Genomic DNA, 25462 nt, shown 5'->3' with positions numbered 1-25462 from the left:
GTAGCAAGGACAGGAGGAGCCAAGGTGCAGCAAGAGAACGGTGTGGAGCTTGTACGTAGCGATGGCGGGTTGCCCAATATACTGATTGTGGATGACCGACCGGAAAACCACCGCGTCATCAAACGTATCCTGCATGAGGTCAAGGCAACCTTTCACTACGCCCACTCCGGCAAGGAGGGGCTGTCGATGGCACTCAGGGAAAAATATGCTGTCATCCTGCTCGATGTGATGATGCCGGACATGGACGGCTTTGAGACCGCCTCGCTGTTGCGGTGCAACGAGAGTACCCGGCATGTGCCGCTGATCTTCATCACCGCCGCCGACCCCAGCAAAGAGTTGGAGTTCAAGGGCTACGAAGTCGGCGCCGTCGACTACCTGTTCAAGCCGATCAACGCACACTCGCTGCGCAGCAAGATACAGGTATTTCTCGAGCTGGAGGATCAGCGCAGCCGTCTGCAGCGCACGCTGGGCGACGTACAACGGCTGGAGAGCAAGAACCGTCTGCTGCTCGAATCGATCGGTGAAGGGATTCTGGGGGTCGACGCTCAGGGCCGCATCACCTACACCAACCCCGCCTGCGAGAAGTTACTGGGGCTGCCGGAGGCTCAACTGAGCGGGCGCGGGATACAGGAGTTCGTCAACCTGTCGCATCACCAGGAGGAGCACATCGCCTGGCAGGACTCGCAGGTGTTCAAGCGCTGTAACGCCGGTCTCACCTTTCACGAGGAGTTCGGCCTGTTCTACAACAAGGAGAAGCAGGTATTTCCAGTCAAGTACCTGGCCAACCCCATCCACGACGGCAATCGGATGGTCGGCGTGGTGATCGCGTTTCAGGATATCACGCAGCGGCGCAAGATCGAGGAGCAGCTGTCACGCCTGGCACAGTTCGACACCCTTACCGGCCTGCTCAACCGCGGCACCTTCGAGAAGCATCTGCATCGGGCCATCGAACGGGCCGATAGCAATCGCCGGGGTTTCTCGTTGTTGCACCTGGACATCGATCATTTCCGCCAGGTAAACGATCAGTTCGGCCATGACGTGGGCGATCTGCTGCTGCAGGAGGTCAGCCACCGGGTATGCCGGCTGATACGCGACGGCGACCTGATCGGCCGCCTGGGCGGCGACGAGTTCATCATTCTGCTGGAGAGTTTCACCGAGCATCACAACCGCAACGCGGCTCAGCTGGCGGAACGGATCATCGATGTGTTGTCGGAGGCGTTCAAGATCCACGGCCACGAGTTCTTCATCGGCGCCAGCATCGGTATCGCCACCTTCCCCGAATCGGGGGAGCTGTTCGAGCCGCTGCTGCAGGCGGCGGAGCTGGCGATGTTCAAGGCCAAGAGCAGCGGGCGGCAAAACTTCCAGTTCTTCACCGAAGAGCTGCAGCAGCAGGCGCTGGCCGCCATGGAGCTGGAGCGCAACCTGCGCCGGGCGCTGGCCCAGCAGGAGTTCGAGCTGTACTACCAACCCAAGCTGGAGCTGGGCAGCGGTCGAATCCTGGGGTGCGAAGCGCTGGTGCGCTGGAAACCGGACGGCAATATGACTATCGGCCCCGACACCTTCATACCCAAGCTGGAGGAGATGGGCCGCATCGGCCAGTTGGGCGACTGGATCATCGACCAGGTCTGCCGCCAGCTGAAACACTGGCGTGACGAACATGGCCTGAGCCTATGCGTGGCGGTCAACCTGTCGGTCAAACAGCTGCAGCAGGAGGCGCTGCCGGAACAGGTCGGGCTGCTGCTCGATCAATATGAACTGCCCCGGGACTGCATCGAGTTCGAGATCACCGAAAGTATGATGATGCACGACCCTGAAAGTGCCGTGGCCACCCTGAGCGCGTTTCAGTTCCTGGGAATCGCCGTGTCGGTCGACGACTTCGGCACCGGCTACTCCTCCTTCGGTTACCTGCAACACCTGCCGCTGGATGCGCTGAAGATCGACCGCCTGTTCATACAGCGGCTGTTTCAGGAGGAGAAGAGCGCCGAAATCGTGCGCGCCATCATCTCCCTGGCCCACAACCTGAACCTGAAGGTGATAGCCGAAGGGGTGGAAACCCAACAGCAGTTGGCATTCCTGCAGGACGAGGGTTGCGATTTTGCTCAGGGCTACCTGATCAGTCGCCCGGTGCCGGCTGAGGAGATGACACAACTGTTGTTGGGGCATCGAGACGGCAAGCAGTAACCGTTTGCCCCTTAGTCAGGCCGATAGAGGTCAATGCCGACCAGCGTCAGGTCGTCGCTGCGCTCCTCCCGCTGCTGCCAGTCGCACAGGGCCGCCAGCAATCCCTCTCGCAACTCATCGATCGGTCGATCCCGATATGCCAGCAGCAGCTCTTTCAGTCGCCGCTTGCCCAGCGGGAACCCCTTTTCTCCACCGTTCTGGTCGATATAACCATCGGTGGTCAACAGCAGGCGCCGTACCTCGGAGATCCTGAGCTCATGCTCGGTGAATACGAAGTGAGGGTCTGAACTGCGATAACCTATCCCCTGGCGATCACCCCTGATCGTTTGCAGCTCTCCGACGCCGTCGAAATAGAACAGCGGGGTTTCAGCGCCGGCAAAACGCAGCAGATCACGCTGTTTGTCGAAATAGAGCACCGCGCCATCGAGGCCGGCGTTGCTGGCCGCATCGGGGCTGTCCTGGCGCAGCAACGTGCGGATGGTACGGTTGAACCGCTGCAGAATTTCCGCCGGATGCACCTCTTGATCGCTGGCCAGCAGATCACTGACGATGCCACGCTCTACCGCCTTGACCAGCATGGTCATGAACGCCCCCGGTACCCCATGGCCGGTGCAGTCGATCACCATCAGCATCGCCTCATGCGCGTTGCTGAGCGAATCGAACAGGAAAATATCACCACCGACCACGTCCTTCGGTTCCCAGATGGTGAAGTGGCTGTCGAAGAAGCTCTGCAGCTGCGCCTGTTCGGGCAGCAGTGCATTCTGAATCAACGACCCGTATTCGATGGAGTCGGAGATCTTGCGGTTGAACGCCTCCAGTTGACGTTCGGTCTCCTTGCGCTCGGTAATATTGATCGCCACGCCGGCGGTCGCGTAGAGACGCCCACGATGATCGTGCAGCGGGAAGCGGTATGAGAGGAAGATATTGTCCTGGTCATGTACCGGAACCTTCACTTCCCGTATGGTCAGCTCCTTGTACTCATCCGGCAGCTGATCCGGATCGATGACCGGTGCCGAGTCTAGTTTCAGTTGCGGACTGTCCAGCCCTACCACCTCGTAGTCCATGCCGAATACGCTACGCCAGCCACGGTTGACCAGCAGGTAGTTACCCTCAAGATCCATGACGTGTATCACCGCATCGGTGTTGTCGATCAGATCATGCATCAGCCGCCGGCTCTTGTTGAGCTCCTCCTGGGCCGCCTGCAACTGGGTAATGTCGGTCAGCACGACCAGATACAGCGCCTCATCGCCGATATCGACCTCGGTGGCACTGACCGTGAACAGGTTGCCGGCGATACAGGCGACATGGTTGGTATCGGGGTGGAGCCGCACATACTCGAGCCAGCTGTGCTCGCCCATATCCCGCTGCAGATAGTGTTCGCCCTCGCGCTGCTCGAAGGTGTCGCAGATGCAGTCATGGGCAAACTGCTGCAAGGAGTCGAGACGGTAGAATTTGAGAAACGCCTGGTTCACGCTTCTGATCCGGCGACCATCCGTGGTCATGACGATACTGGGCTGGGAATCCAGCACTTCGGCCAGATACTCCTGGCTTTCGCGCAACTCCTCGGTACGCTCCTCAACCTTCTGTTCCAGCGAGCTGCTCAGCTCCTCCACCTCTTTCTTGGCGGTGATGTCCTGGCGTATCGCGCTGTAGCCGATGTGGCGTCCATGATGATCGTACTCCGGCTGGATGATCGCCTCGACCCAGAAATGGCTGCCATCCCTGCGCAGGTTCTTCAGTTCGCCACGCCAGGTTGCCCGCTTGTCGGCAATGGTCTGCCACATCTCCCGATAGAGTGCGGGGTCGTTATCCGGGTGCTTGATCAAGCGGTGATTCTGGCCCAGCAGTTCCGACCTCTGATAGCCGCTGATCGCACAGAAGGCATCGGACACGTAGGTGATGCGCCCCTCGAGATCGGTTTTGGAGGCGATGACATGGCGGTCAAACGAGTCGAGCAGCGCTGTCAGTTCCGCCGTCGCCCGCTGCACCCTGCTCTTCAGCGACCGGTTCCAGTAGATCATCACCGCCGCCAGCGCCAGTACCACCGCCAATGCCTTCCAGATCAACGAGTAGTCGATCCCCTGCTGCACCGCGACCTGAACCCAATCGTGATAGAACTGCTCCCGCTCCTTTTCGGTCAGCGTGGCGAACACCTTGTTGATGATCGACTGCAGTTCCGGATAACGCGGCGAGATCAGGAAGTGATGATTGAACTGGAAATCGGTATTGCCGGCGATGCGCAGCTCACCGCCGGGCATCTGCCCCATGTAATACAGTGCCGGCGCCAGGTGTCCGATAAACGCATCGGCCTCGCCGCTGGCCACCAGCCCCAGCGCTTCGGGCACGTCGCGGGTCTCGATCAGCCTCGCATCCGGCAGCGACTGCCTGAAGTAGTGGGCACTGGTATACCCCTTGGGCACGGCGAAGGTGCGCTGACTGAGTTCATTCAGCGAGCGCACGTAGGCGATCTGGCTATTGGTCACGATAACCATCGGATAGCCGGCATAACGATCGCTGAGCAGTCCAAGCGAGCGCTCCTGAGGCGAGTCCCCTGCACCCGGAATCAGATCGATCACGCCGTTGGCAAACTGTTCGAGCACCTCCGGCCAGCTTTGCGCCGGTACATACTGGAACTGCAGGCCCGTACGCCGCTCCACCAACGACAGGTACTCGCCCATGATGCCGGTCATGCGTCCGTTGTCGATGATCGACAACGGCTTCCAGTTGACTTCGCTGTAGCGGATAACCGAGTGGCTGCGCAGCCACTCCTTTTCCTCACGAGTCAGGTTAAGCGCCTCCAACTCGGCCGGATCGGGATAGCTGTTGGAGTCACCCAGCCAGAGTTGAATAAGGCCACGCATTTCGTCGGTGCTGATCGCCGCCAGCCCCTTGTTCAGGATCGACGCCAGTTCAGGTGCACTCTTGCGTATGGCAATGGCCAGTGGCGAGGGTTGAAACAGCTGCGAGTCAAGCTCCGATTCGGGCAGCGCGGAAATTTTCAGGTTGGTGATGTAGCTCTTCTCCATCAGATACTGATGGGCCGCCATCACCCCCAGGGTCAGATCAGCCTTGCCGTAGGCAACTGCCTGCAGCGCTTCCTCGTCGCTGTCGACCAGGTAGAGCTCCACCTCGGGGTGGTATTTCTGAAAATACTCGGTGTAGTAGAAGCCCCGAGGCAGGGCGATGGTTTTATCGAGCAGCTCCTCAAAGCGCTGCACCGGCGGCGCGCCCTGGCGCATCACGACGCCGCGCAGCGCTTTGATGTAGGGCGCGGTAAACGCAAGATACTCGGCACGTTCGGGCGAGGGAGACACGTCGAGCAGCAGATCGATGGTCCCGTCACGGGCTCCCTGCATCGCCTCATCCCAGGCCGGTCCGGTGACATACTCGACGCTCAAGCCGGCTTTCTCCGCAATCAGGTTCATCAGCGAAACGGAGAGCCCTTCTGCCTGCCCCGCCTCGTTAAAACTGAATGGAGGCCAGTTGGCGTCGTGATAGACCTGGATCTGCGGATGCTGCGCGAGGAACTGACGCTCTGCCGCGCTGAGATCGACCCTGCGCCGAACCGGTGCGGCGGACTGTTCGCCAAACCATCTGCGCAGGATGGCATTTTTCTCTTCGTCACCGATCGAGGCGACCGCCTTTTGTACGATGCTGGCCAGCAGCGGCTGACGCTTGCTTACCCCCACATGCAGGCTGTTAACGTAGAAATCCACCGGCAACACCGGTTTGAGCCCGGTTTGCAGGTTGCGCGCCAGCTGATAGCGAACCACCGCATAACCGTCGATGTAAGCGTCGGCGCGCCCGAGCAGCACGGCATCTATCCCCTGCTGCAGCGAACTGACCGGAACCAGTTCGATATCGGGGAAGCGCTTGCGCAGATTTTCAACAATCTGATAACCATCGATCACCGCTATACGCAGCTGCGCCAGCGCCTCCAGCGACGCAGGCGCCACCGCATCGCTGCGCATAAAGGCGTAGTCCTTGACCTCGAAGTAGGGGGCCGTAAACTCGGTGTATTCTGCACGCGGCTCGCTTTTGTAGATCGCCGGCAGCACATCCAGCTCGCCACTCCTGAACGCCGCCAACATCTCTGCCCAGGTCTGGCCGGTGATATAGCGCAGTTTAAGACCAGTTTTGTTGGCCACCAGGTCGAGGATATCGCGCGCTATCCCCTGATAACGGCCATCCTGACCGACGAAATCGAACGGCGGCCAATCGGCTTCGCCACCGACCCGAACTTCAACCTGCCGGGCGATCCAGTTCCGTTCCTCCTCGGTCAGCTCCAAATCACCCGCCTGTGCAGCACTCCAGTGGGACAGAATCGCGTTGAACTCCTGGGGGCGGATATCATCCAGCGCACGCTGCAGAATATCGCGCAATATAGGGTTCTGTTTGGGCGTGCCGATCGCCAGTACCGAGCCCTGCCGGGTATTGTCCCGACCGTGAATCTTGAGGTTCTGCAACAGTTCCTGGGTGATCAGGTAGTCGACCACTGCCCGGTTGCCGACATAGGCATCCGCGTCGCCCCGGTTGACGGCGTCCAGGCAGTGGGAGGTGTCGCGGTACTCACGCACGGTGATCTGCGGAAAGTTGGCCTTCAGGTATCTGACCGTGCCGATATTCGCTTCCAGCGCGACGGTCTTGCCGGACAACGCCTCCAAATTGGCCAGGTAGGCGGCATCCTTGCGCGCCACAATAACGTGGGGGATATGCAGGTAGGGCCGGGTGAAGTTGAAGAACGCTTCCCGTTCCGGCTTGGGAGTGATATCGAGCAGTGCATCGAGCTCACCCTGCTGGGTTTTCTCGTAGATCTCGCTCCAGGGCCCGGAGACGATCTGCAAACGGCCATCCAGACGCCGGTTAAGTGCCGCCACCAGGTCGGCACCTATCCCTTGTGGTTGCTGGCGATAATCAACGAAATTCATCGGCGGCCAGCCATCCATCGCGCCAATTCGGATCTGCGGGTGGTTGTCGAGCCAGCTCAACTGCTGACTGTCGAGTGTGGCCTTGAATTGAGCGGGGTCAGCCTGCACCAGGCAGCTGAACAGGAGCAACAGCAGTGCACACACTCTCTTCATCGCGATATCCCTGTGCTGCCGCGGATCGATCGGCGCTACGGACTTAATCCTGGACCATCGCCGGCCGCGGCTGTCCTAGCCATAATCGTCAACCGAATATCCGGTCAGTAGTCATCCTTCAAATGTTCGCGGATCTCCAGAAACTCATCGAGATGGTCAAAGAAGATATCGATCAGATCGGGATCGAAATGCCGCCCGCGCTCCTCGCGGAACAGCGCGAAGATCCGCTCGTCGTCCCACGCCTTTTTGTAACAACGATCACTGCCCAGGGCGTCAAACACATCGGCCAGCGCCGTGATCCGGCCGGCGATATGGATATCCTTGCCCTTTAACCCCCGCGGGTAGCCGCTGCCATCCCATTTCTCGTGGTGTTCGTGGGCGACGGTCGCGGCCAACTTCAGTAACGGCCGGGAGGAGTAGGCCAGCATCTCATACCCCAGTTGGGCATGGGTCCGCATCACCTCGAGCTCCTCGTCGTCGAGGCGTCCCGGTTTGTTCAATATGCTGTCGGGAATGGCGACCTTGCCGATATCGTGCATCGGCGAAGCCTGCTTGAGCAGCTCAGCCACTTCAGGGTCCAGGCCGTAGTAGAGTGCGAACAGCCTGGAATACTCTGCGACACGCTTGACGTGGTTACCGGTCTCCTTGGAGCGGCTCTCGCCGATGGCGCCCATGGTGAACACCACCTCGCGCTGAGTCTCCTCGATCTCGCGGTTCAACTGCTCGATCTCGGCCACCCGCTTCTGGATCTCGTCATACTCCTGGCGCTGGCGCTTATCGCTGCGCTCCATGATCCTCTTCTGACGGTTGATATCTCTGACTATCTTGTCGGTAGTCTTGTTGAACCGCTCACGCAACCCCTCAAGCTCCATGATGAGCTTATCGTCGGGACTCATGCTCATCGGCTTATCCTTTTTCGATGAGATTAATGGTCAGTTTTTCGAAATCTTCGATAAAGTCCTCGCCCGCCTCGCGCGCGCTCTCGTTTTCCGGATCGTATATCCAGTTGACCTCAAGGCTATGTTCACCGCTGGCCTCCTCCATCATGTCGAACATGTCGAAGAACAGCTTGGAACTGCTGGAATTGAAGTAGACGATCTCCATATTGACCACCGTCCGCTTCGGCAGCTCATTGGCAAAATACTGATCCAGCCACTCCATCACCGGCTGGTAGAAATCAAAGGTATTCTCAGGATAGGACTTGCCGGAAAAGGCCATGATCCCGGCGGGATCCAGGTTAATCTCCGGCGTATACTGAGTTGCTTCCAATTGCAGTTTTTCCATGACAACACCCCGGATCATTTCACGAACGCCTTGAACTGAAAGTAGAATTTGTCGTCGCCGATGGAGATGAACTCATACTTGATCTGGTCGCAGCGTTTGGCGATCTCGTAGAATCCGATCCCCGCCCCTTTACCATGACTGTCCCGGCCGCTTTTTCTCAGCTCCCGGTATCGCCTCTTCAACCCATCGTTGTCCAGCCCCTGGATCTCCTCGAGTTTGGGCAGGATCTTGTCCCTGTCGCCGCTATCGAGAATATTCTGGCTGAGCACGTAGTAACTGTCGCCCTCCCCTTTGCCGACCATGATCAGCCCCTTGGGATCGAACTCGCCACCTGCGTTCTCACGGCTCTTGGAGTAGTTCATCATATTCTGCGAAAGCTCGATGAATATGACGAAAATATTGTTGGCAAGCCTCTGATTGATATCCTTTTTTTCGCTTTCGCGCTCCAGCGCATCGGTCATGCCGGCGATCAGTGACTGGGTGATGAAACCGCCATACGTGAGGAAGACGATACCGTCCGCCTCCAGTATTTTTTCTATCGCTTTAATATCCATTCCAAAGCCCTTCGGTCATCGGAGTATTGGCTAGCATTCCCGCTACCTCATGGATAATGCCCCGATCAGATTACAGAGTGACACATATCACTGTCACCTGCATCGCCCGATTAAAACATCCGTTTACAGAATACTAACACCAGAATTAGGGTTGTCACTTTTGTCCGACCGGTCAAGGTCGCCAGCTGTCCAACGTCTGCAGATAATTAGCCCGCTCAAAGCCCGCAGGGTCAGCCGCATTGCGGTAGGAGACACTGCCCTTGAGCTGCAGCAGGTTGTCGTATTCGTTCTCGTCCAACCAGTCGAGCAACATCGACTCCATCTCGCGGATGATCCCGGGACCGCGCTGCATCAGTGCGCTCGCCATCTGCGTGATATCGGCACCGCACATCTGCGCCTTCAACACATCCTCCGCACTGTGTACGCCGCCGGTCACGGCGATATCGATCGCGACCTGCGCGCGCACGATCGCGATCCAGCGCAACCGCTCGCGCAATTCGCCGGAGTGCGACAGCTCGAGCATCGAGTGCAGGCGCCGGGTGTCGAGCTGGATGTCCGGTTGCAGGAAACGGTTGAACAGCACCACCGCACTGGCCCCCACCTGCTTCAGCTGGCTGACAAAATGTACCGGGCTGGTGAACTGGGAGGAGATTTTCACCGCCAGCGGCAGATCCGGCACCGATGAGCGCACCGCATGCAGGATATCCAGGTAACGGCGCTCCACATCCTGCGATGATTCCTCGGCATCCGCGGCCACATAATAGACGTTCAGCTCCAGCGCATCGGCACCGGCCTCGGCGATCTGCCGGGCGTGTTCGGACCAGCCGCGCCGGGTGATGCCGTTCAAGCTGGCGATCACCGGTACCTCCAGATGCTCCTTCATCTGCTTGAGAGTCTCCAGGTAGCGCTCTTCGGCGGTCTTGAAACCATCGGGTTCCGGCAGATAGCCTTCGGACTCGGCGTGCCCCTGCTCCCGGTCATAGAGGAACTGATGCAACATCTGCTGATCTTTTTGGCACTCCTCCTCGAACAGGCTGTGCATGACGATCGCCGCCGCACCGGCATCTTCGAGTGCGCGTGCGCCGCTCAGCGTGGCGGTCAACGGCGAGGCCGAGGGCACCAGCGGGCTTTTAAGATCCAGTCCCAGATAACGTGCTTTCAATCGTTGTTTCATTGTCATACCTCCTCGGCACCGGTTGCTTGCGGTGCCTCATCCTCGGCGGGAGAATCAACCTCTTCCCAGCTCAACTCGGCCAACTGGGCGTAGCGATGGTAACGTTCGCTCACCTCATGCTGAGCCGCATCGAGAAACGCCTTGGCGGCCTCGGGGTGGGTGCCCATCAGCATGCTGAAACGCGCTTCGGTACCGGCAAAACGACGGTAGGGGATAGAGGGTGGCTTGGAGTCCAGCCGCAACGGGTTTTGCCCTGCGGCGGCGCGGCGCGGATCGTAACGAAACAGCGGCCAATGCCCTGAGTCCACAGCCAGACGCTGGTGTTCGTGATTGTCGGCCAGATCGAATCCGTGGGCGATACAGGGCGAATACGCGATGATCAGTGATGGCCCGTCGTAGCTTTCCGCCTCCAGGAAGGTGCGCAGGGTCTGCACATCCTTGGCGGCATAAGCCACATGGGCCACGTAAACATGCTCGTAGTCCATCGCCAGCCGCGCCAGGTCTTTTTTCGGCCCCGGTTTGCCGCTGGCAGAGAACTTGGCCACCGCCGCCCGCGGCGTGGCCTTGGAGGTCTGACCACCGGTATTGGAGTAGACCTCGGTGTCGAGTACCAGGATGTTGACGTTACGCCCCGACGCCAGCACATGGTCGAGGCCGCCGTAGCCGATATCGTAGGCCCAGCCGTCACCGCCGACGATCCAGACACTGTGCCGCGCCAATTTGTCAGCCACTGCCAGCAGTGCCTTGGCGCAGGGGTCGTCGACCCTATGCAGCGCCGCGCGCAGGGTTTCGATCCGCTTACGCTGCGCAACCAGTCCCGCCTCGCTGCTCTCGTCGGCGTTCAGTATCGCCGCCACCAGTTCAACGTCGAGCTTGTCGTTCAAGCCCACCAGCAACGCCCGTGCGTAAGCGCTCTGCGCATCCAGTGCCGCACGCATCCCCAGGCCGAACTCGGCGTTGTCCTCGAACAGGGAGTTGTTCCAGGCCGGCCCCCGCCCTTCGGCGTTATGGGTCCAGGGGGTGGTGGGCAGGTTGCCACCGTAGATCGATGAGCAACCGGTGGCATTGGCCACCAGCATATGATCGCCATAGAGCTGGCTGAGCAGCCGCACATAGGGGGTTTCGCCGCAGCCGGAGCAGGCACCGCTGAACTCGAACAGCGGCTGGTAGAGCATGGCACCTTTCAGCGTGGTCTCCTTGACCTGGGTGCGGTCGAACTCGGGCAGTGCCTCGAAGAAGGCCCAGTTGCGCTTCTCCTGCTCCAGCGTGGATTCCTTGGCCACCATATTGATCGCCTTGCGGCTGGCATTGCTCTTGTCACTGATCGGGCAGATCTCGACACAGAGGGTGCAGCCGGTGCAATCCTCCGGCGACAGCTGGTAGCTGATCAGGGTATCGGGCGGGAACTCCTTCGCGCCCTTGATCGGCACCGCCTTGAACCCGTCCGGCGCGGCTGCCAGTTCAGCGGCGTTGAACGCCTTGGAGCGGATCACACTGTGCGGACAGACCAGCACGCACTTGCCGCAATGGGTGCACAGATCCGGCTCCCAGTTGGGGATCTGCAGCGCCAGGTCTCTCTTTTCGTACCGCGCGGTGGCGGAGGGCCAGGCACCGTCCACCGGCAACTGACTCACGCGCAACGCGTTGCCGCGCCCCGCGATCAACTCGGCGGTTACGTACTGCAGGAAGGGATCCGGTGCCAGGTCGATGGTACGCATCGGGATCTGTCCCAACGGCGTAGCCGGAACATCGAAGCCCTGCAGATTGGCCAAGGCGTTATCGATCGCCTCGATATTCATCTCCGCAACCAGGCGGCTGCGCTTGCCGTAGGAGCGCTCCACCGCTGACTTGATCGCCGCAATCGCCTCCTCCTTCGGCAACACCTCGGTGAGGGCGAAGAAGCAGGTTTGCATAATGGTGTTGATCCGTTTGCCGAGGCCGGCACTCTCCGCTACTCGATAGGCGTCGATCAGATGCACGCGCAGCTTGCGCTCCCGCATCAGCCGCTGAACTTCGCCCGGTAGCGTGGTCCAGAAACTATCGCCGGTCAGCGGGGTGTTGATCAGCACGCAGGCGCCATCCTTCGCCAGCTCGAACATCGGGTAGCGGTCGAGGAATTGGGGTTGGTGACAGGCGACGAAATCCGCCTGCCCAGGTTGAATCTCGTAGGCAGCGTGGATCGGCTCAGGACCGAAACGCAGGTGCGACACCGTCACCGCGCCGGACTTTTTCGAGTCATAGACAAAATGTCCCTGGGCATAGCGCCCCGGCTCGCCGCCGATGATCTTGATGCTGTTCTTGTTGGCACTTACGGTGCCGTCCGCGCCCAGACCGTAGAACACCGCCTGCATCCACTGGTTGCAGGCGTCGGTACGAAAATCCGGATCGTAGGCCAGACTCAGTTGGCTGAGATCATCGTCGATACCGAGGGTAAACGGATTGCGCAGAGCATCACCGGCCAGGTGGTCGAACACCGCCTTGACCATCGCCGGGGTGAACTCCTTGGAACCCAGCCCAAAGCGCCCGCCTATGATCCGGGGCAGACCGGCCCCTTTCCAGTCGCCGCCCGAGTACGCCTGCAGCAGCGCGGTGGACACATCCTTATATAGCGGTTCGCCATCGGCACCAGGTTCCTTGGTGCGATCGAGCACCGCCAACGTTCTGGTAGTACTCGGTAACGCCTCGATCAGCCTTTTGCCATCGAAGGGACGGAACAGACGCACTTTGAGCACGCCGACCCTGTCGCCGCCAGCGTTCAGGTGCGTCACCGTTTCGACCGCGGTTTCCGCCCCCGACCCCATCAACAGGATTACCCGCTCGGCATTGGGTGCACCGCAGTACTCGTAAAGCCGGTACTGGCGACCAGTTACCGCGGCAAAGCGGTCCATCGCCGACTGCACAATGGCGGGGAAGGCGCTGTAGAAGGAGTTGACCGCCTCACGGGACTGGAAGAACACGTCCGGGTTCTGTGAGGTGCCGCGTACCTGGGGGCGATTCGGCGACATGCCGCGATCGCGACAGGCCTGTACCAGGTGTGCCGGAATCAACTCCCGCAGCTGCTCCGCGCTGACCAGTGCCACCTTGCTCACCTCATGGCTGGTGCGGAAACCGTCGAAAAAGTGCAGCACCGGCACCCGCCCCTCCAGTGTCGCCATTTCGGCGATACAGGCAAAATCCATCACCTCCTGAGCGCAGTTTGAGGCCAGCAGCGCAAAGCCGGTGCTGCGCGTGGCCATGACGTCGGAGTGATCGCAGAAGATCGACAGCGCATGAGTGGCCACCGAACGTGCGGCGACATGGAACACCGTCGGTGTCAGTTCACCGGCGATCTTGAACATGTTGGGGATCTTCAGCAGCAGCCCCTGAGAAGCGGTAAAGGTGCAGGTCTTGGCGCCGGCCTGCAGCGCACCGTGGACGGCACCGGCGGCACCGGCTTCGCTCTGCAGCTCGATCACATCGGGCACGGCACCCCAGAGGTTGGGGCGGCCATTGGCACTCCAGCTGTCACACAACTCGCCCATCGGGGAAGCGGGCGTGATCGGGTAGATCGCGATCACGTCATTGAGGAGGTGGGCGATGGTGGCAGCGGCCTCGTTGCCATCCATCATGCGGTATTCGGGCGCCATTCGGTTCTCCTTCTATCCGCCGGCACGGTTATTACCTGAGTTATTGTCTGAGTTATTACTCGAGTATCTCAGGTGCCACGTACGGAAAAACTGACACAGACCAAGTTCGCTGTGAAAAGGTCCGTGTCAGTATCAGGATAGTCGGCGAATGGCGCTTGCTCAGCTCACCTCTCGGCCGGAAGAGATAATATCCACCAATTCGCGGAAACTGGTGGCCCGCAGGTTGAGCTCAACCGATATCCGCAGACGACGGGCGATATCACTGGAGGAGATGATGCCGCGGATACGATGACTCTCGGGATCCACCACCAGCATGTGCGGCTGCCCCTCGTTCTTCAGCGTTTCCAGCAGGTCACCGATGGTGCCCTTCTCCACCGCGCCCAGAGTCACGCCCCGGAGCTTCTCCTTCGGCGTCATCAGATCGCCGATGGTCAGATCGCCCCGCGCCTGGCCGGAGCTGGTCGCCAGACTCAGGACTTTTCGGCTCTCCAGATCGGCCACGGTGACGATGCCACGAAACGCATCAGCGGTATCGGTGACCAGGATCGAACGTACGTGCGCCTGACGCATGGCGGCGATGGCATCATCGATACCTTCATCCGGTAGCAGCGTCAGTGGACGGTGATAGAGAAAGTCGGTCATTACCAGACGTGCCGGGCTGTTAAGGTCAAAACTTTCCACCTGATCCGACTCGATCACTGAGGGATAGTCACCCAGGCCGACGGTTTTCAATTCATGATAACGATGCATAGAACAGACTCCTCCTGCCCCTGAGGCAGAATGGGTAAAAATAGTGTGGTATCTAACGCTGGGATCAGATAAACGGAGGCGGGGCACGCGACGGCGGCAGCGTTAACGGGGAGCAGACTATGGTGAGAACAGGCGCAGGAACAGGTGCGCTATCCAACGCAGCCGACAGGTTATTTTTAGCGTTTTCCGGCAGCACGGAAGGCTGATCCGGCTCTGGCGTAAACCTGCCCTGAAGCTCTGGATCAAACGCCCCCTCCGCCAATACCGGAGAATTCAGATATCGCTCGTCGGCCAGGCTGCCATTTGCCACCTGCGACAGTAGCAGGGCGAGCAGACTCGCAAGCGACAGGCTGAGCAGCTTTCGGAGGTACAGCGTCATATCATCACCGCAAACGGGCCAGTCCGGGCAGATTCGATCCATACATTCAGAGTAGTGGAACGCAGGCATTTATCCAACAGTCGCAGATCCTGGCGGGTATGATCTAAATAATTGTTTAAATAGCGCTGATAAATGCGATTTATTGCCGTCGTGGACAAGCTAGAGTAGGCCCATATCCAAACATCAAGGAGTCGAAAATGTCCAACCCGTTGCCGACACTGTTCCTGTCCCAAGGTTCAGCAACCTTTGCCATTGAGACAGGTCTGTGCGGCGCTGCGCGCGCAGGGTATTCTGATCATCGGCTCCGGCAGTATCACCCATAACCTGCACGAGCGGTCGATGGATGCTTGGCTGCTCGGCTGCACGCCAGCGGTGCAAAGAAAAGAGGATAGAAAGATGAAATTACCGGCGATGATCGAAATTCCGGCCCAGGGCGAAACCCGCTACCTGTTTATCCTGGCGCATGGGGTCGGTGCCAACAAAGAGAATCTGGCGCCGCTGGGCCATGCCCTGCATACCGCCTTTCCCCATGCCTGCTGCCTGGTGGTGGACGGATTCGAACCCTTCGACGGCGGTTTCGGCGGACGTCAGTGGTTCTCCCTGCGCGGTGTCACCGAAGAGAATCGCCCCCATCGGGTTGCCGCCGCCCTGCCCGCCTTTATCGAGATGGTGGAAACCCTGCAGCAGCGCCAGGGCATCGATGCGGCACACACGGTACTGGTGGGATTCTCTCAGGGCACCATCATGTCGCTGGAAGCAATCAAGGCTCGGGATGGACTGGCCGCTCAGGTGTTAGGTTTCTCCGGTCGCTACGCGGCGCTGCCTGACCAGGCACCGGAGAACACCCGCATCCACCTGCTGCATGGCGAGAACGACAGCGTGATCCCGGTCAGCCATGCCCGTGCCGCCTGCGAACGGTTGGAGTCACTGGGTGCACAGGTCACACTGGACACCGAAAAAGGCGTGGATCATGAGATCAGCCCGCTGCTGCTGGAGATGGCGGTGCAGAGGCTGGCAGAGAGTCTGGAGGAGTCTTGATTTCCGGTCGACCGATGCCCGGTATGGTTTTTACCTGGTGAAAGGATCAGTTGTTCCTGATTCGGTGCCTGACTAGATTCCGAGACTCAGTATTGCTCTCCTCACACCTCTTGATCGCACGCGGGCTATAGTGAAAGCAGACAACTCCAGCCGATATACGTAGCCTCATGTCAAAGCTGATACGTTCGCTAACCCGTGCTCTTACTGTGATCGAAGCCCTGAACGGTCCCGACTGCGCACTGAGCCTGAATCAGCTGCACCAGACGACCCAGCTGGATCGTGCAACCCTTCTGCGCATTCTGGCCACCTTGATCGAAGCGGGTTGGGTGTATCGCAGCCTCGGTGATCAGTGCTACCGACTCAGCTACCAGATCCATGAACTGGGTACCCATATCCGCACCCAGAACAGCCTGGCACAACTGGCCGCACCGATACTTGATACGCTACAGCGGGAGATACACTGGCCTTCGGACCTGGCAATCTACAACGGCAGTGGCATGGAGATCGTGGAGACGACCCGGCGCCAGTCGCCTCTGTTTCTGTCCCAGGGCTTTATGGGATATCAACCCTTTATGCTGCAGTCCGCCGTGGGCCGGGCCTACCTGGCCTGGAGCCACCCCAAGGATCAGGCGGCAATTCTGCATCGCCTGCGACTGGGAGAGGGGCCCGATGCAAAACTCGCCCGTGACGAGGAGTGGGTCAGCAAGGTGTTGCAATCGACTCGTGACAAGGGTTATGCCGAGCGCGACACGCGCTATATTGGCGGCCCGGATGACAACGACACCTACCCGGTCCAGGTCGCTGCCGTTCCGATCATGGTGCTGGAAGAGGTGCAGGCCTGCATCAACATTGTGTGGCTCGACGCCTTCATCAAGCCGGGTCAAGTCGAGAAGGAGTTGCTGCCGAAACTCAAAGCCGCAGCGGACCAGATAGCGCAAGAGATCTTGAAGCACGAACTTTACTAACAGGAAATAAAAAAGGGCGCCGATGGCGCCCTAAAACACACTACTTCACTAAAAATCCCGACTAAAAACTGAACCCATACTCCGCAATCAATCGAATATCCTCCAGATTGCCCACACCGCCAACCTCAACATCGGCATAGCGCATTTTGAGAGCAAGATCCTTTGCAACACCTGTCTGCACGACATAGCCCGCCTCCAGGTTAAATTCACTATCCTTCAGTTTCTCATCACCATCCTTATAATCGCCCTCGGTATATCGGGTCATCAGCGTAAAACCCGGAATCTGTGAGGGCGCATAATCAACCCGCACTTGCAATGACTCCTCTTGCGGACTGTAAAAATCGAGAATCTGGACCGAGTTATTGGTCCAAAGCACCGATCTGTCGTGGTTAAATCCGTCCCAGCTTGGCTCATATAGATCATCACCCACGCGCTGATAGGAGAGCGAGTAGGTCAGATCCTTATGTGAATAAGCCACAACGATGTTGCTTAAATAGGTATCCAGTTTGCCATCGCTGCCTGGATTATCAGCAAGATTGGATTGATCGCCTATACCCTTGGCCATGTAATGGTAGATATCGAAATCCAGGTTATCTTCGCCAACAGGAATACCGTAGTGTCCACTGATAAAGGTCTGCCGCTTGGCATCCTGCAACTGACCGTGGGCAAGATGCACACCCAGACCGTTTTCAAACCTGTAGCGTCCGCCGACGATTACTACCGCATCGCCATCATCGGTATACTGCTCAAAGCTGTCATAGCCCGACGCTGCCGCCGCGGTACTGTAGATACCATAGAGCTTGGCGCCACCAATCTGCACATCCCCCCGGAGCGCCTCACGCGTACCGGGCTCCGAACGACCATCGGTATCGGTCATCAGCGGTGAGATGATCCGCATCCGCCCCATACGCAGGGTCATATTGTCATTAGGTTTGAGCTTGATATTGGCTTGGCCAATTTTACTGAATCCATCTCCATTCTCGTCCAAAAGCGGTATACGGGCTGTGTTTTTATCCGCGTACAGCTTACTTACTGAATAGATCGAAGCATCGAAACCAATTAAATCCTTGTAGTAATCCGAGGCATAATCCAGCTTAGCTGTGAAACTCATCTCTTCACTGTCTTCAGCACCGAAATGACGGTCCACCTGTCCATAGTGGGTGCGAAAAGTTAACGCAATATTATCATCGACTGCATATACATGTGAATTGATAACAAAACCTGAAGCCAAGATTATTGAACAATTTAACAGCTTTTTCCGCTTCATTAACTAATACTCCTGATCGCCTTATTTTTTATAATTTTCCTTTTCCTGCCCGGTCTCGACAGGTTGCTGCACGGACATAAAACAACCCTGGCGCAGAGCACGCAAATTAGATTTGCACAGAGTAAAAACAGCATTAAAGGTCTAACGTCAGGTTTTTCATTAGACCGGGCACCGCACTTTTCACACAGTGAAAACATCAATTGATGGACAGAGGGCTATCTATATAGATTGAGTATAAAACGTGAAACCACCCCTCGTGTTTCGATAACTACAACAAACGACTCGCAGGAGTTCTTATGAATCAGATGACACTGTCCAAGCTTTCGCTGGCAACATCGCTCGCCCTGTGGGCGACCACGTTCGGTAACCCGGCCTTTGCCGCCTCGACCGATCCGGCACACCCGAACATTCTATTGATCGTGGCCGATGACATGGGCTTTGCCGACCTCGGCAGCTACGGCGGCGAGATCGACACGCCTAATCTGGATGCACTGGCGGCATCCGGGGTCCGAATGACCAACTTCCACACCGCACCCGCCTGTTCACCGACCCGCGCCTCGCTGCTGACTGGCGTCGACCCGCACAAGGCGGGTCTGGGCAACATGGCCGAAGAGCTGGCACCCAACCAGGATGGCAAGCCGGGTTACGAGGGGCATATCAACGACCGCGTGGTCTCGCTGCCCACCCTGCTCAAGGATGCCGGTTACAACACCTACCTGACCGGCAAGTGGCACCTGGGCAAGGGTGAGGGCAGCAAACCCAACGACAGAGGGTTTGAGCACTCCTTCTCCCTGTTGGTCGGCGGTGCCAGCCATTTCTCCGACATGAAACCCTCCTACGCACCAACCCCGGAAGCGAAGGCGCCCTACGCGGAAGATGACGTGCTCTTGGATAAACTGCCGGACGGTTTCCAATACTCCTCCCAGTATTATGCCGACAAGATGATCGACTACATCGCAGCCGACAAGGATAACGGTGCGCCCTTCTTCGGCATGCTCAGCTACACGGCGCCACACTGGCCGCTACAAGCGCCGGAAGAGGCGATGGCAAAATACCGGGGCCGCTACGACGCTGGTTACGACGAGCTGTTCGCTCAACGCCTGGAGAAGCAGAAATCGATGGGGCTGATTCCGGCCGATGCCGAAAGCGCGCCACGCCCGCCCAAAGGCCGCCCCTGGGATAGCCTTAGCAGCGACGAACAGAAGGTTGAAAAACGCGCGATGGAGATCTATGCGGCGATGGTCGACGAGATGGACGCCCACACCGGGCGCGTGTTTGACTATCTGAAACAGAACGGCCTGTACGACAATACCGTGGTGGTGTTCCTGTCGGACAACGGTGCCGAGGGGCATGATCTGGATGAAACCTGGCCGGCCGATCTGTTCCCGAAGATCCGCAAGGTGATCGACGAAACCAACGACTTTAGTTACGAACAGATGGGCCGCGCCGGCTCCTATACCCTGTACGGCCCCAACTGGGCCTGGGCCGGCGCGCCTGCATTCAAGCTGCACAAGGGCTTCCCCACCGAGGGCGGCACCCGGTCGATCGGTATCATCAAGGCCCCCGGCGTCAACGCAAATGTGGTCAACAACAGCCTCACCTCAGTCAAGGATATTGCACCGACTCTGCTGGAGCTGGCCGGCCTCAGTCAGCCGGGCAACAACTATAAGGGCAAGGCAATCGAACCGATCTCCGGACAGTCGCTGCTGCCGGTTCTGGAGGGCAAGGCAGGCACCAGCGATCGCGTATTGGGTGGTGAACTGTTCGGCAAGTACTATGTTCGCCAAGGCGACTGGAAACTGGTGATGATGCCCAAGCCCTACAGCGAAGGCGAAGTGCAGCTGTTCGACCTGAGCCACGATCTGGCCGAGCGTCACGACCTGAGCAAAGAGCAGCCGGAGCAATTGGCACATATGCTTAAGCTCTGGGAGCAATATGCTGCAGACAACAACGTCATCCTCCCGGATTGGGTAAGCGGGTATTGAGACCTGGGCCGGACTTGCGTCCTGGCCCAACCGCCGTTGCATCGGCACCTCGACAACACAGGAATAGCTGATGAGAGCGCTGTTACCGACTCTGCTTCTGCTGATTGCGGCGCTGGCCCCCTCCCCGGCCAGCGCCGATTCCTGTGCCGCCTGCCACCCACAGGAGAGCGCCCGTTGGCAGCAATCCCAGCACGCCGTGGCGATGCAAATCGCCAATGAGAACAGCGTGCTGGGCGACTTCAGCGGGCACTACGCCGACAACGGCATTAAGGCAGAATTCCAACATGCCAACGGCCGCTTCGGCCTGCGCCTGACCGAACAGGGTGAGGCGCAGCAATGGAACGTGCGCTACACCTTCGGCGTCTATCCGCTCCAGCAATACCTGATAGATATGGGCGACGGGCGCCTGCAGGCGCTCAATATCGCCTGGGACAGCCGTCCAGAAGCCAAGGGTGGACAGCGCTGGTTCCGACTGGATGAACCCGAGCAACAGATTCCGGGCAGCCCGTTACACTGGCGCGGGGTTTATCAGAACTGGAACAGCATGTGTGCCGACTGCCATACCACAGCGCTGGTCAAAGGCTACTCTGCTGACCGCGACCGTTACGACACCCGCTACGATCGGCTCGGCGTCGGTTGCAGCGCCTGCCACAGCCAGGCTGAAGCCCACGCTGAAGCGGCCAAATCCGGCCAGTCCCTGTCCGCCGGTCTCGACCTGAAAGCCAGAGGTGCCTGGCTCACCGGCAGCGAACTCCACCCACCCCGGCATATTGGCGAACCATCATCGACCGACCAGATCCAGGTCTGCGGCCGCTGCCACGCACTGCGCACCCGGCTCAGCCCCAACCTCGGCGGCCAGCTTGGTGACGAGTACAGCCTGAATCGTCTGTTCGCGCCACTCTACTACCCGGACGGCCGGGTGCGCGAGGAGGTGTTCGTGCTCGGCTCCTTTCTGCAAAGTCCGATGTACCAGGCCGGCGTGGTGTGCAGCAACTGTCATGACCCCCACTCGGGTAAAACCCGGCTGGAGGGCAATGCGCTGTGCAGCCAGTGTCATGCCGCCGCAAGCTTCGATCGCGTCGAGCATCACCGCCACCCGCTCGGCTCCGAGGGCGCCCGATGCGTCAGCTGCCATATGCCGCAAACCACCTACATGCAGGTAGATGCTCGCCGCGAACACAACTTCACCACCCCCGATCCCCTGACCGCCGCCCAGGCCGGAAGCCCTGACCCCTGCCTGGCCTGCCACCAAGATCGGGACCGCAACTGGTCAGCGAAACAGGTTTCTCAACTTTGGCCCAACCACCGCGAGCGCTCGGACTGGTTCAGCGTCCAGCGTGCAGCACTGCCAGTGATGAAGGCTTTTCTGGAAAACAACGAGCGCGCGCCTCTGCTGCGCGCCAGCCTGCTGGAGATGCAGGCGCCCCAGCTCGCGCACGAGGCACCGGCGCTGGTAGCGGCGCAGCTGGATAGCGAATCGACACTGCTGCGAGAGAGCGCCTGGCGGGCCGCGCTGGACCTGCCCGCGGACAGCTTGGCACAGTTCGCCGATAAGGGGTTGAGCGATCCCACACTCGCCGTGCGCCTGGCTGCATTCGAAACCCTACTGCAGCGGCGGGCACTACCCGAAGAGAGCAACGAGGTCCGACAGGAGTATGAACGCTATCTGAACGAGATCGCCGACCGGCCCGCAGGTCGTACTCTGAAGGCGCGCTACGCCCTGCTCAGCGGACAGTCTGAACAGGCTGAGCGGGATCTAAACCTGGCATTGGAGATGGACCAGGGCTATCTGCCGGCACGTCTGGTATTGAGCGACCTGCTGCGTGAGCAAAAACGCTTCAGCCAAGCGGAGTCAGTTTTAAGCGACGGTCTCGCCACTCAGCCGGGAGAGGCGATGCTGCTACACCTGCGCGGCCTGACCCGCCTGCAACTGCGCCATATAGAGCCTGCGCTGGAGGATCTGAAAGCAGCACTGCAAGCCGCACCTGACAACAGCACTTACGGCTATCGACTGGTTTTGGCGATGCACCACACCGGACATCGCGATGAAGCCGCTGCGCTGTTGCTACAACTGACACAGCGATTTCCTGACGATCCGCAGATCCGCGCCCTGCAATCCCAGCTCCAGCCCAAGCCGGTCACGGCTGACTGAACAGCTTATCCAGTTGCGCCACGTAGGGCCGTACCGCCCTTTTATCCGCCTCGGGCACTCGCGCCAGCGCCTTGGCCACCACCAGTGCCTGCCTCAGCTGGCCCTGTTGCGGCTCGGGCAGCGTCTGCAACAGGATCTCCTGCTCAGGGCCGCTCCGGGCTGCCAGCGCCAGCATCTGCGGACTCTCCGCGGACACCTTCACCGCGCCATAGGCGAGTACGATCTGGTCCCCCGTGCGCGCCCAGCTGTCGGCACTGGTAAACCCCTGGCGTAGAACATTACTTTCAAGCCGCGTGTAGTAGTCCGGCTCATTCCGCCTCAAGGTCTGCACCGCCCGCTGATGCGGGTCGAACGGCTCACCGGCACGCGGCATGATCTGCCGCGCGAGCAGGTCCTGCTTACCCTCCGCCTTGAGCTGGTCACCCAGCTCGCGCACTGTGCTCAGGCTGGCGATGTAAGCTTCGATACGCGCCGGCGCCAGCTCCGCCGCCGCCATCGACGAGACCGACATCAGGGTCAGGAAAGCGAGTATTAGAGACAAAGGCCTGCTTGCTGAATCGCGCATATCGAGCTCTCTCTGTTGGACCTATCCGAGGATTCTATCCCTCTCCTCTGCCCTGTGACAGCCGGCACAGGGTTAGGGTCCCCAGTGCCAACAAAGAAAGCTCAGGCTCAGCCCCCGATCTGCCTCTGCACAAACACCGAGCAGCTGGCGTCGGTCATCACCTTGCGCGTATTGGAACCGAGGAAGTAGCGCTCCAACGGTTTCTTGCACGCCGCCATGATGATCAGATCGGCGCCGATCGACTTGGCTTTCTTGACGATCTCGTCATGCACCACTCCGCGACGGGAGTAAACATGCCCACGCTGCTCCTCGGGTATCTCCGCCTCGAACAGGGCTTTGACCTGCTGCAGGATCGCCTGCTCGATCTCGGTGGGCCGCTCCGACGAGGTCGCGGCCAGCACATGGTGCACATAGTTCTGGTTAACGTAGAGGGTGGAGATGGTGCCGCCGGCCGCAAGCAGGCGCTGGGCCACCTTCACCTGGGCATCGAACAGATCGGCGTGGTCCGGATCCATCGGAATCAAAATATTGCTGTACATCGCCTCACCCCATGATCTTGTTCGGCAGCCAGAGCACCAGCTCCGGTACCAGCATGCAGAGAATCAACACCGCCAGTTTGATGCCGATGAACGGCAGCACCGAACGGTAGATGTCGGACATGGTTACTCCGGGCGGAGCGATACCCTTAAGGTAGAACAGTGCGAAACCATAGGGCGGTGTCTGCACCGCGATCTCGATATTGAGGATCATCAGGATACCGAACCATATCGGATCGTAGCCCAGCGATACCGCGATCGGCGTGAACAGCGGCGCGCACATTAACACGATGATGAATTCATCGATAATGAAGCCGAGCAGGATCATGATCAGCTGCATCATGATGATCACGCCCAAAGGCGGCAGACCCAGGTCCTGGGTAAAGGAGGCCACCATATCCTGCACCCCCATCAGCAGATGGAAGTTACTGAACAGGGTCGCGCCGAAAATGATCCACATCGCCACGCTGATCAGTATGGCGGTCTCAAAACCGGCATGCCGGAACATCGACAGTTTGAAGCGTTTGAACAGGATCGCCAGGATGATCGCCCCGATCACGCCGATGGCGCCCGACTCGGTGGGGGTGGCGATACCGGATATGATGCTGCCGAGTACGGCGAAGATCAGCAGGACCGAAAACAGGCCGTCGCGCAGCGTCAACACTTTCTGTTTCGGCGTCATCTTCATCTCGTCGCCGGTGCCCAACGGCGCCCGTTCCGGGTTTAGCCGGCAGCTGATGATCACATACAGCGCCAGGCAGACGATGGAGATCGCCGCCGGTACCAGCGCAGCGATAAACATCCGACCGACTGAGTTCTGCGTGGCGGAGGCAAACATGATCATCGGCACACTGGGCGGGATCAGTATGCCCAAGCCACCGCCGGCCATGATCACACCCAGCGCCAGACGGCGGTCGTAGCCACGCTCCAGCATCGGTTTAAGCGCGATACTGCCGGAGGTCATGATACCGGCACCGATGATGCCGACCATGGCGCCGATCATCGAGCAGACGCCGATGACGCTGATCGCCAGCGAGCCGCGCACCCTGCCGATGATCAGCTGGCTGGCGTTGAACATGGCGTCGCCGATACCGGAGCGGGTCAGCAGTTGCCCCATGTAGATATAGAGCGGAATCGCCAGCAGGATAAAACTGAAATAGGTGGAATCGATGGTGGAGGGGATGATGTTGAAGATCCCCTCACCCCAGGTCAGGTAACCGACCGCCATGGCGATACCGCCAAGACCGAGTCCCACCGGCGCGCCGAAGGCGAAGGCGACCAGCAGGCAGACCAGCAGTACCGCGGTCAGCATCTCAATACTCATCATTATTGCTCTCCCGCTCTGCAAACAGCTCGCGACCGCTGATCAGCGCATAGATATCCTCCAGCCACTGCGCCAGCAGCTGGGCCGCCATCAGACCACCGGCGCTGATCATCATGATCCAGAAGTGGTGCATGTGCGGCGCCCACTCGCTCTGGCGCCGATAGTTGTACTTCAGCGCTTCCAGCAGCTTGTCGACACTGATATCGATCAGCACCAGCATGAAGTAGATGGCCAGCGCGTAGGTCAGCAGGTTGAACAGGCGACGGGTACGCGCCGACACCTTCAGGTAGAGGATGTCGACGTTGATATGGGCCTGCTTCTGCTGGGCGAAGGCGCCGCCGAGGGCGGCGATATAGGCGAAGATAAACAGCGACAGATCGTAGGCCCAGATGGTCGGCCGGTTCAGCACATAGCGCGAGAACACTTCGAAGGCGACCACGAAAGCCAGTAGCGGCACCAGGTAGGAGACCGAGCGACCAACGAAGCGAACGATGAACTGCACGCTCAGGCAGTAGGCTCTGAACAGTATGGCTAGCATAATGAACTTCCTGAAAACGGATCAGCTTACGCGGATGCGCACCCGAAGCACTCCGGCTTCCGA

18 protein-coding genes are annotated in these 25462 nt (G+C 59.3%); 5 read left to right on the top strand and 13 right to left on the bottom strand.

Annotated elements, in window-relative coordinates; all coding sequences use genetic code 11:
• The first annotated feature begins 24 nt into the window (after window positions 1–24).
• Window positions 25–2181, top strand: coding sequence for a two-component system response regulator (locus IEX40_RS17090; RefSeq protein WP_188750485.1), 2157 nt, complete (start codon window positions 25–27; stop codon window positions 2179–2181).
• 11 nt (window positions 2182–2192) lie between these two features.
• Here the strand turns inward: IEX40_RS17090 and IEX40_RS17085 are convergent, their stop codons facing one another.
• The 8 genes from IEX40_RS17085 to IEX40_RS17050 form a co-directional block, all read right to left on the bottom strand.
• Window positions 2193–7262, bottom strand: coding sequence for a transporter substrate-binding domain-containing protein (locus tag IEX40_RS17085; protein ID WP_188750483.1), 5070 nt, complete (start codon window positions 7260–7262; stop codon window positions 2193–2195).
• 104 nt (window positions 7263–7366) lie between these two features.
• A complete protein-coding gene (locus IEX40_RS17080) occupies window positions 7367–8164 on the bottom strand; it encodes an HD-GYP domain-containing protein (RefSeq protein ID WP_188750481.1) in 798 nt (265 codons plus the stop codon).
• Between the two features lie 4 nt (window positions 8165–8168).
• A complete protein-coding gene (locus IEX40_RS17075) occupies window positions 8169–8546 on the bottom strand; it encodes a DUF1987 domain-containing protein (protein WP_188750479.1) in 378 nt (125 codons plus the stop codon).
• Window positions 8547–8560: 14 nt separating this feature from the next.
• Window positions 8561–9100, bottom strand: coding sequence for a SiaB family protein kinase (locus IEX40_RS17070; protein ID WP_229680808.1), 540 nt, complete (start codon window positions 9098–9100; stop codon window positions 8561–8563).
• 172 nt (window positions 9101–9272) lie between these two features.
• Window positions 9273–10274, bottom strand: coding sequence for a dihydroorotate dehydrogenase-like protein (locus tag IEX40_RS17065; RefSeq protein WP_188750477.1), 1002 nt, complete (start codon window positions 10272–10274; stop codon window positions 9273–9275).
• 2 nt (window positions 10275–10276) lie between these two features.
• Complete coding sequence (gene nifJ / locus IEX40_RS17060; RefSeq protein WP_188750475.1) at window positions 10277–13900, bottom strand: pyruvate:ferredoxin (flavodoxin) oxidoreductase; 3624 nt, start codon at window positions 13898–13900, stop codon at window positions 10277–10279.
• Between the two features lie 159 nt (window positions 13901–14059).
• Complete coding sequence (locus tag IEX40_RS17055) at window positions 14060–14650, bottom strand: CBS domain-containing protein (protein ID WP_188750473.1); 591 nt, start codon at window positions 14648–14650, stop codon at window positions 14060–14062.
• A gap of 64 nt (window positions 14651–14714) precedes the next feature.
• Window positions 14715–15029 carry a hypothetical protein gene (locus tag IEX40_RS17050; protein ID WP_188750471.1) on the bottom strand — a complete coding sequence of 105 codons (315 nt, stop codon included), beginning with the start codon at window positions 15027–15029 and terminating at the stop codon, window positions 14715–14717.
• A gap of 246 nt (window positions 15030–15275) precedes the next feature.
• On the opposite strand from IEX40_RS17050, the gene ypfH reads away from it, so the two are divergent.
• Both ypfH and IEX40_RS17040 read left to right on the top strand, forming a co-directional pair.
• Window positions 15276–16067, top strand: coding sequence for an esterase (ypfH, locus tag IEX40_RS17045; protein ID WP_188750469.1), 792 nt, complete (start codon window positions 15276–15278; stop codon window positions 16065–16067).
• Window positions 16068–16234: 167 nt separating this feature from the next.
• Complete coding sequence (locus IEX40_RS17040) at window positions 16235–17032, top strand: IclR family transcriptional regulator domain-containing protein (protein WP_188750468.1); 798 nt, start codon at window positions 16235–16237, stop codon at window positions 17030–17032.
• 61 nt (window positions 17033–17093) lie between these two features.
• Here the strand turns inward: IEX40_RS17040 and IEX40_RS17035 are convergent, their stop codons facing one another.
• Window positions 17094–18299, bottom strand: a complete 1206-nt coding sequence (locus tag IEX40_RS17035; protein WP_188750466.1) for an OprD family outer membrane porin — start codon at window positions 18297–18299, stop codon at window positions 17094–17096.
• 296 nt (window positions 18300–18595) lie between these two features.
• Between IEX40_RS17035 and IEX40_RS17030 the strand changes: the two genes are divergently transcribed.
• Together IEX40_RS17030 and IEX40_RS17025 are read left to right on the top strand one after the other, a co-directional pair.
• A complete protein-coding gene (locus IEX40_RS17030; protein ID WP_229680807.1) occupies window positions 18596–20284 on the top strand; it encodes an arylsulfatase in 1689 nt (562 codons plus the stop codon).
• 70 nt (window positions 20285–20354) lie between these two features.
• Window positions 20355–22436 (top strand): tetratricopeptide repeat protein, encoded by a 2082-nt coding sequence (locus IEX40_RS17025; protein ID WP_188750463.1) that lies wholly within the window; start codon window positions 20355–20357, stop codon window positions 22434–22436.
• Here the strand turns inward: IEX40_RS17025 and IEX40_RS17020 are convergent.
• The 4 genes from IEX40_RS17020 to IEX40_RS17005 form a co-directional block, all read right to left on the bottom strand.
• The gene (locus tag IEX40_RS17020) at window positions 22423–23001 is read right to left on the bottom strand and encodes a hypothetical protein (RefSeq protein WP_188750461.1); all 579 of its coding nucleotides are present in this window, start codon (window positions 22999–23001) and stop codon (window positions 22423–22425) included. The two genes, IEX40_RS17025 and IEX40_RS17020, sit on opposite strands and share 14 nt — an antisense overlap.
• A gap of 107 nt (window positions 23002–23108) precedes the next feature.
• A complete protein-coding gene (locus IEX40_RS17015; protein ID WP_188750459.1) occupies window positions 23109–23540 on the bottom strand; it encodes a universal stress protein in 432 nt (143 codons plus the stop codon).
• A 4-nt stretch (window positions 23541–23544) separates the two neighbouring features.
• Window positions 23545–24861 carry a TRAP transporter large permease gene (locus IEX40_RS17010; RefSeq protein WP_188750796.1) on the bottom strand — a complete coding sequence of 439 codons (1317 nt, stop codon included), beginning with the start codon at window positions 24859–24861 and terminating at the stop codon, window positions 23545–23547.
• Window positions 24851–25399 (bottom strand): TRAP transporter small permease subunit, encoded by a 549-nt coding sequence (locus IEX40_RS17005; RefSeq protein ID WP_188750457.1) that lies wholly within the window; start codon window positions 25397–25399, stop codon window positions 24851–24853. The genes IEX40_RS17010 and IEX40_RS17005 overlap by 11 nt, the downstream gene beginning before the upstream one ends.
• Between the last annotated feature and the right edge of the window lie 63 nt (window positions 25400–25462).

It is taken from the genome of Marinobacterium zhoushanense (assembly GCF_014641945.1).
GTDB lineage: Bacteria > Pseudomonadota > Gammaproteobacteria > Pseudomonadales > Balneatricaceae > Marinobacterium_D > Marinobacterium_D zhoushanense.
This window is presented reverse-complemented; position numbering and strand designations above follow the sequence as displayed.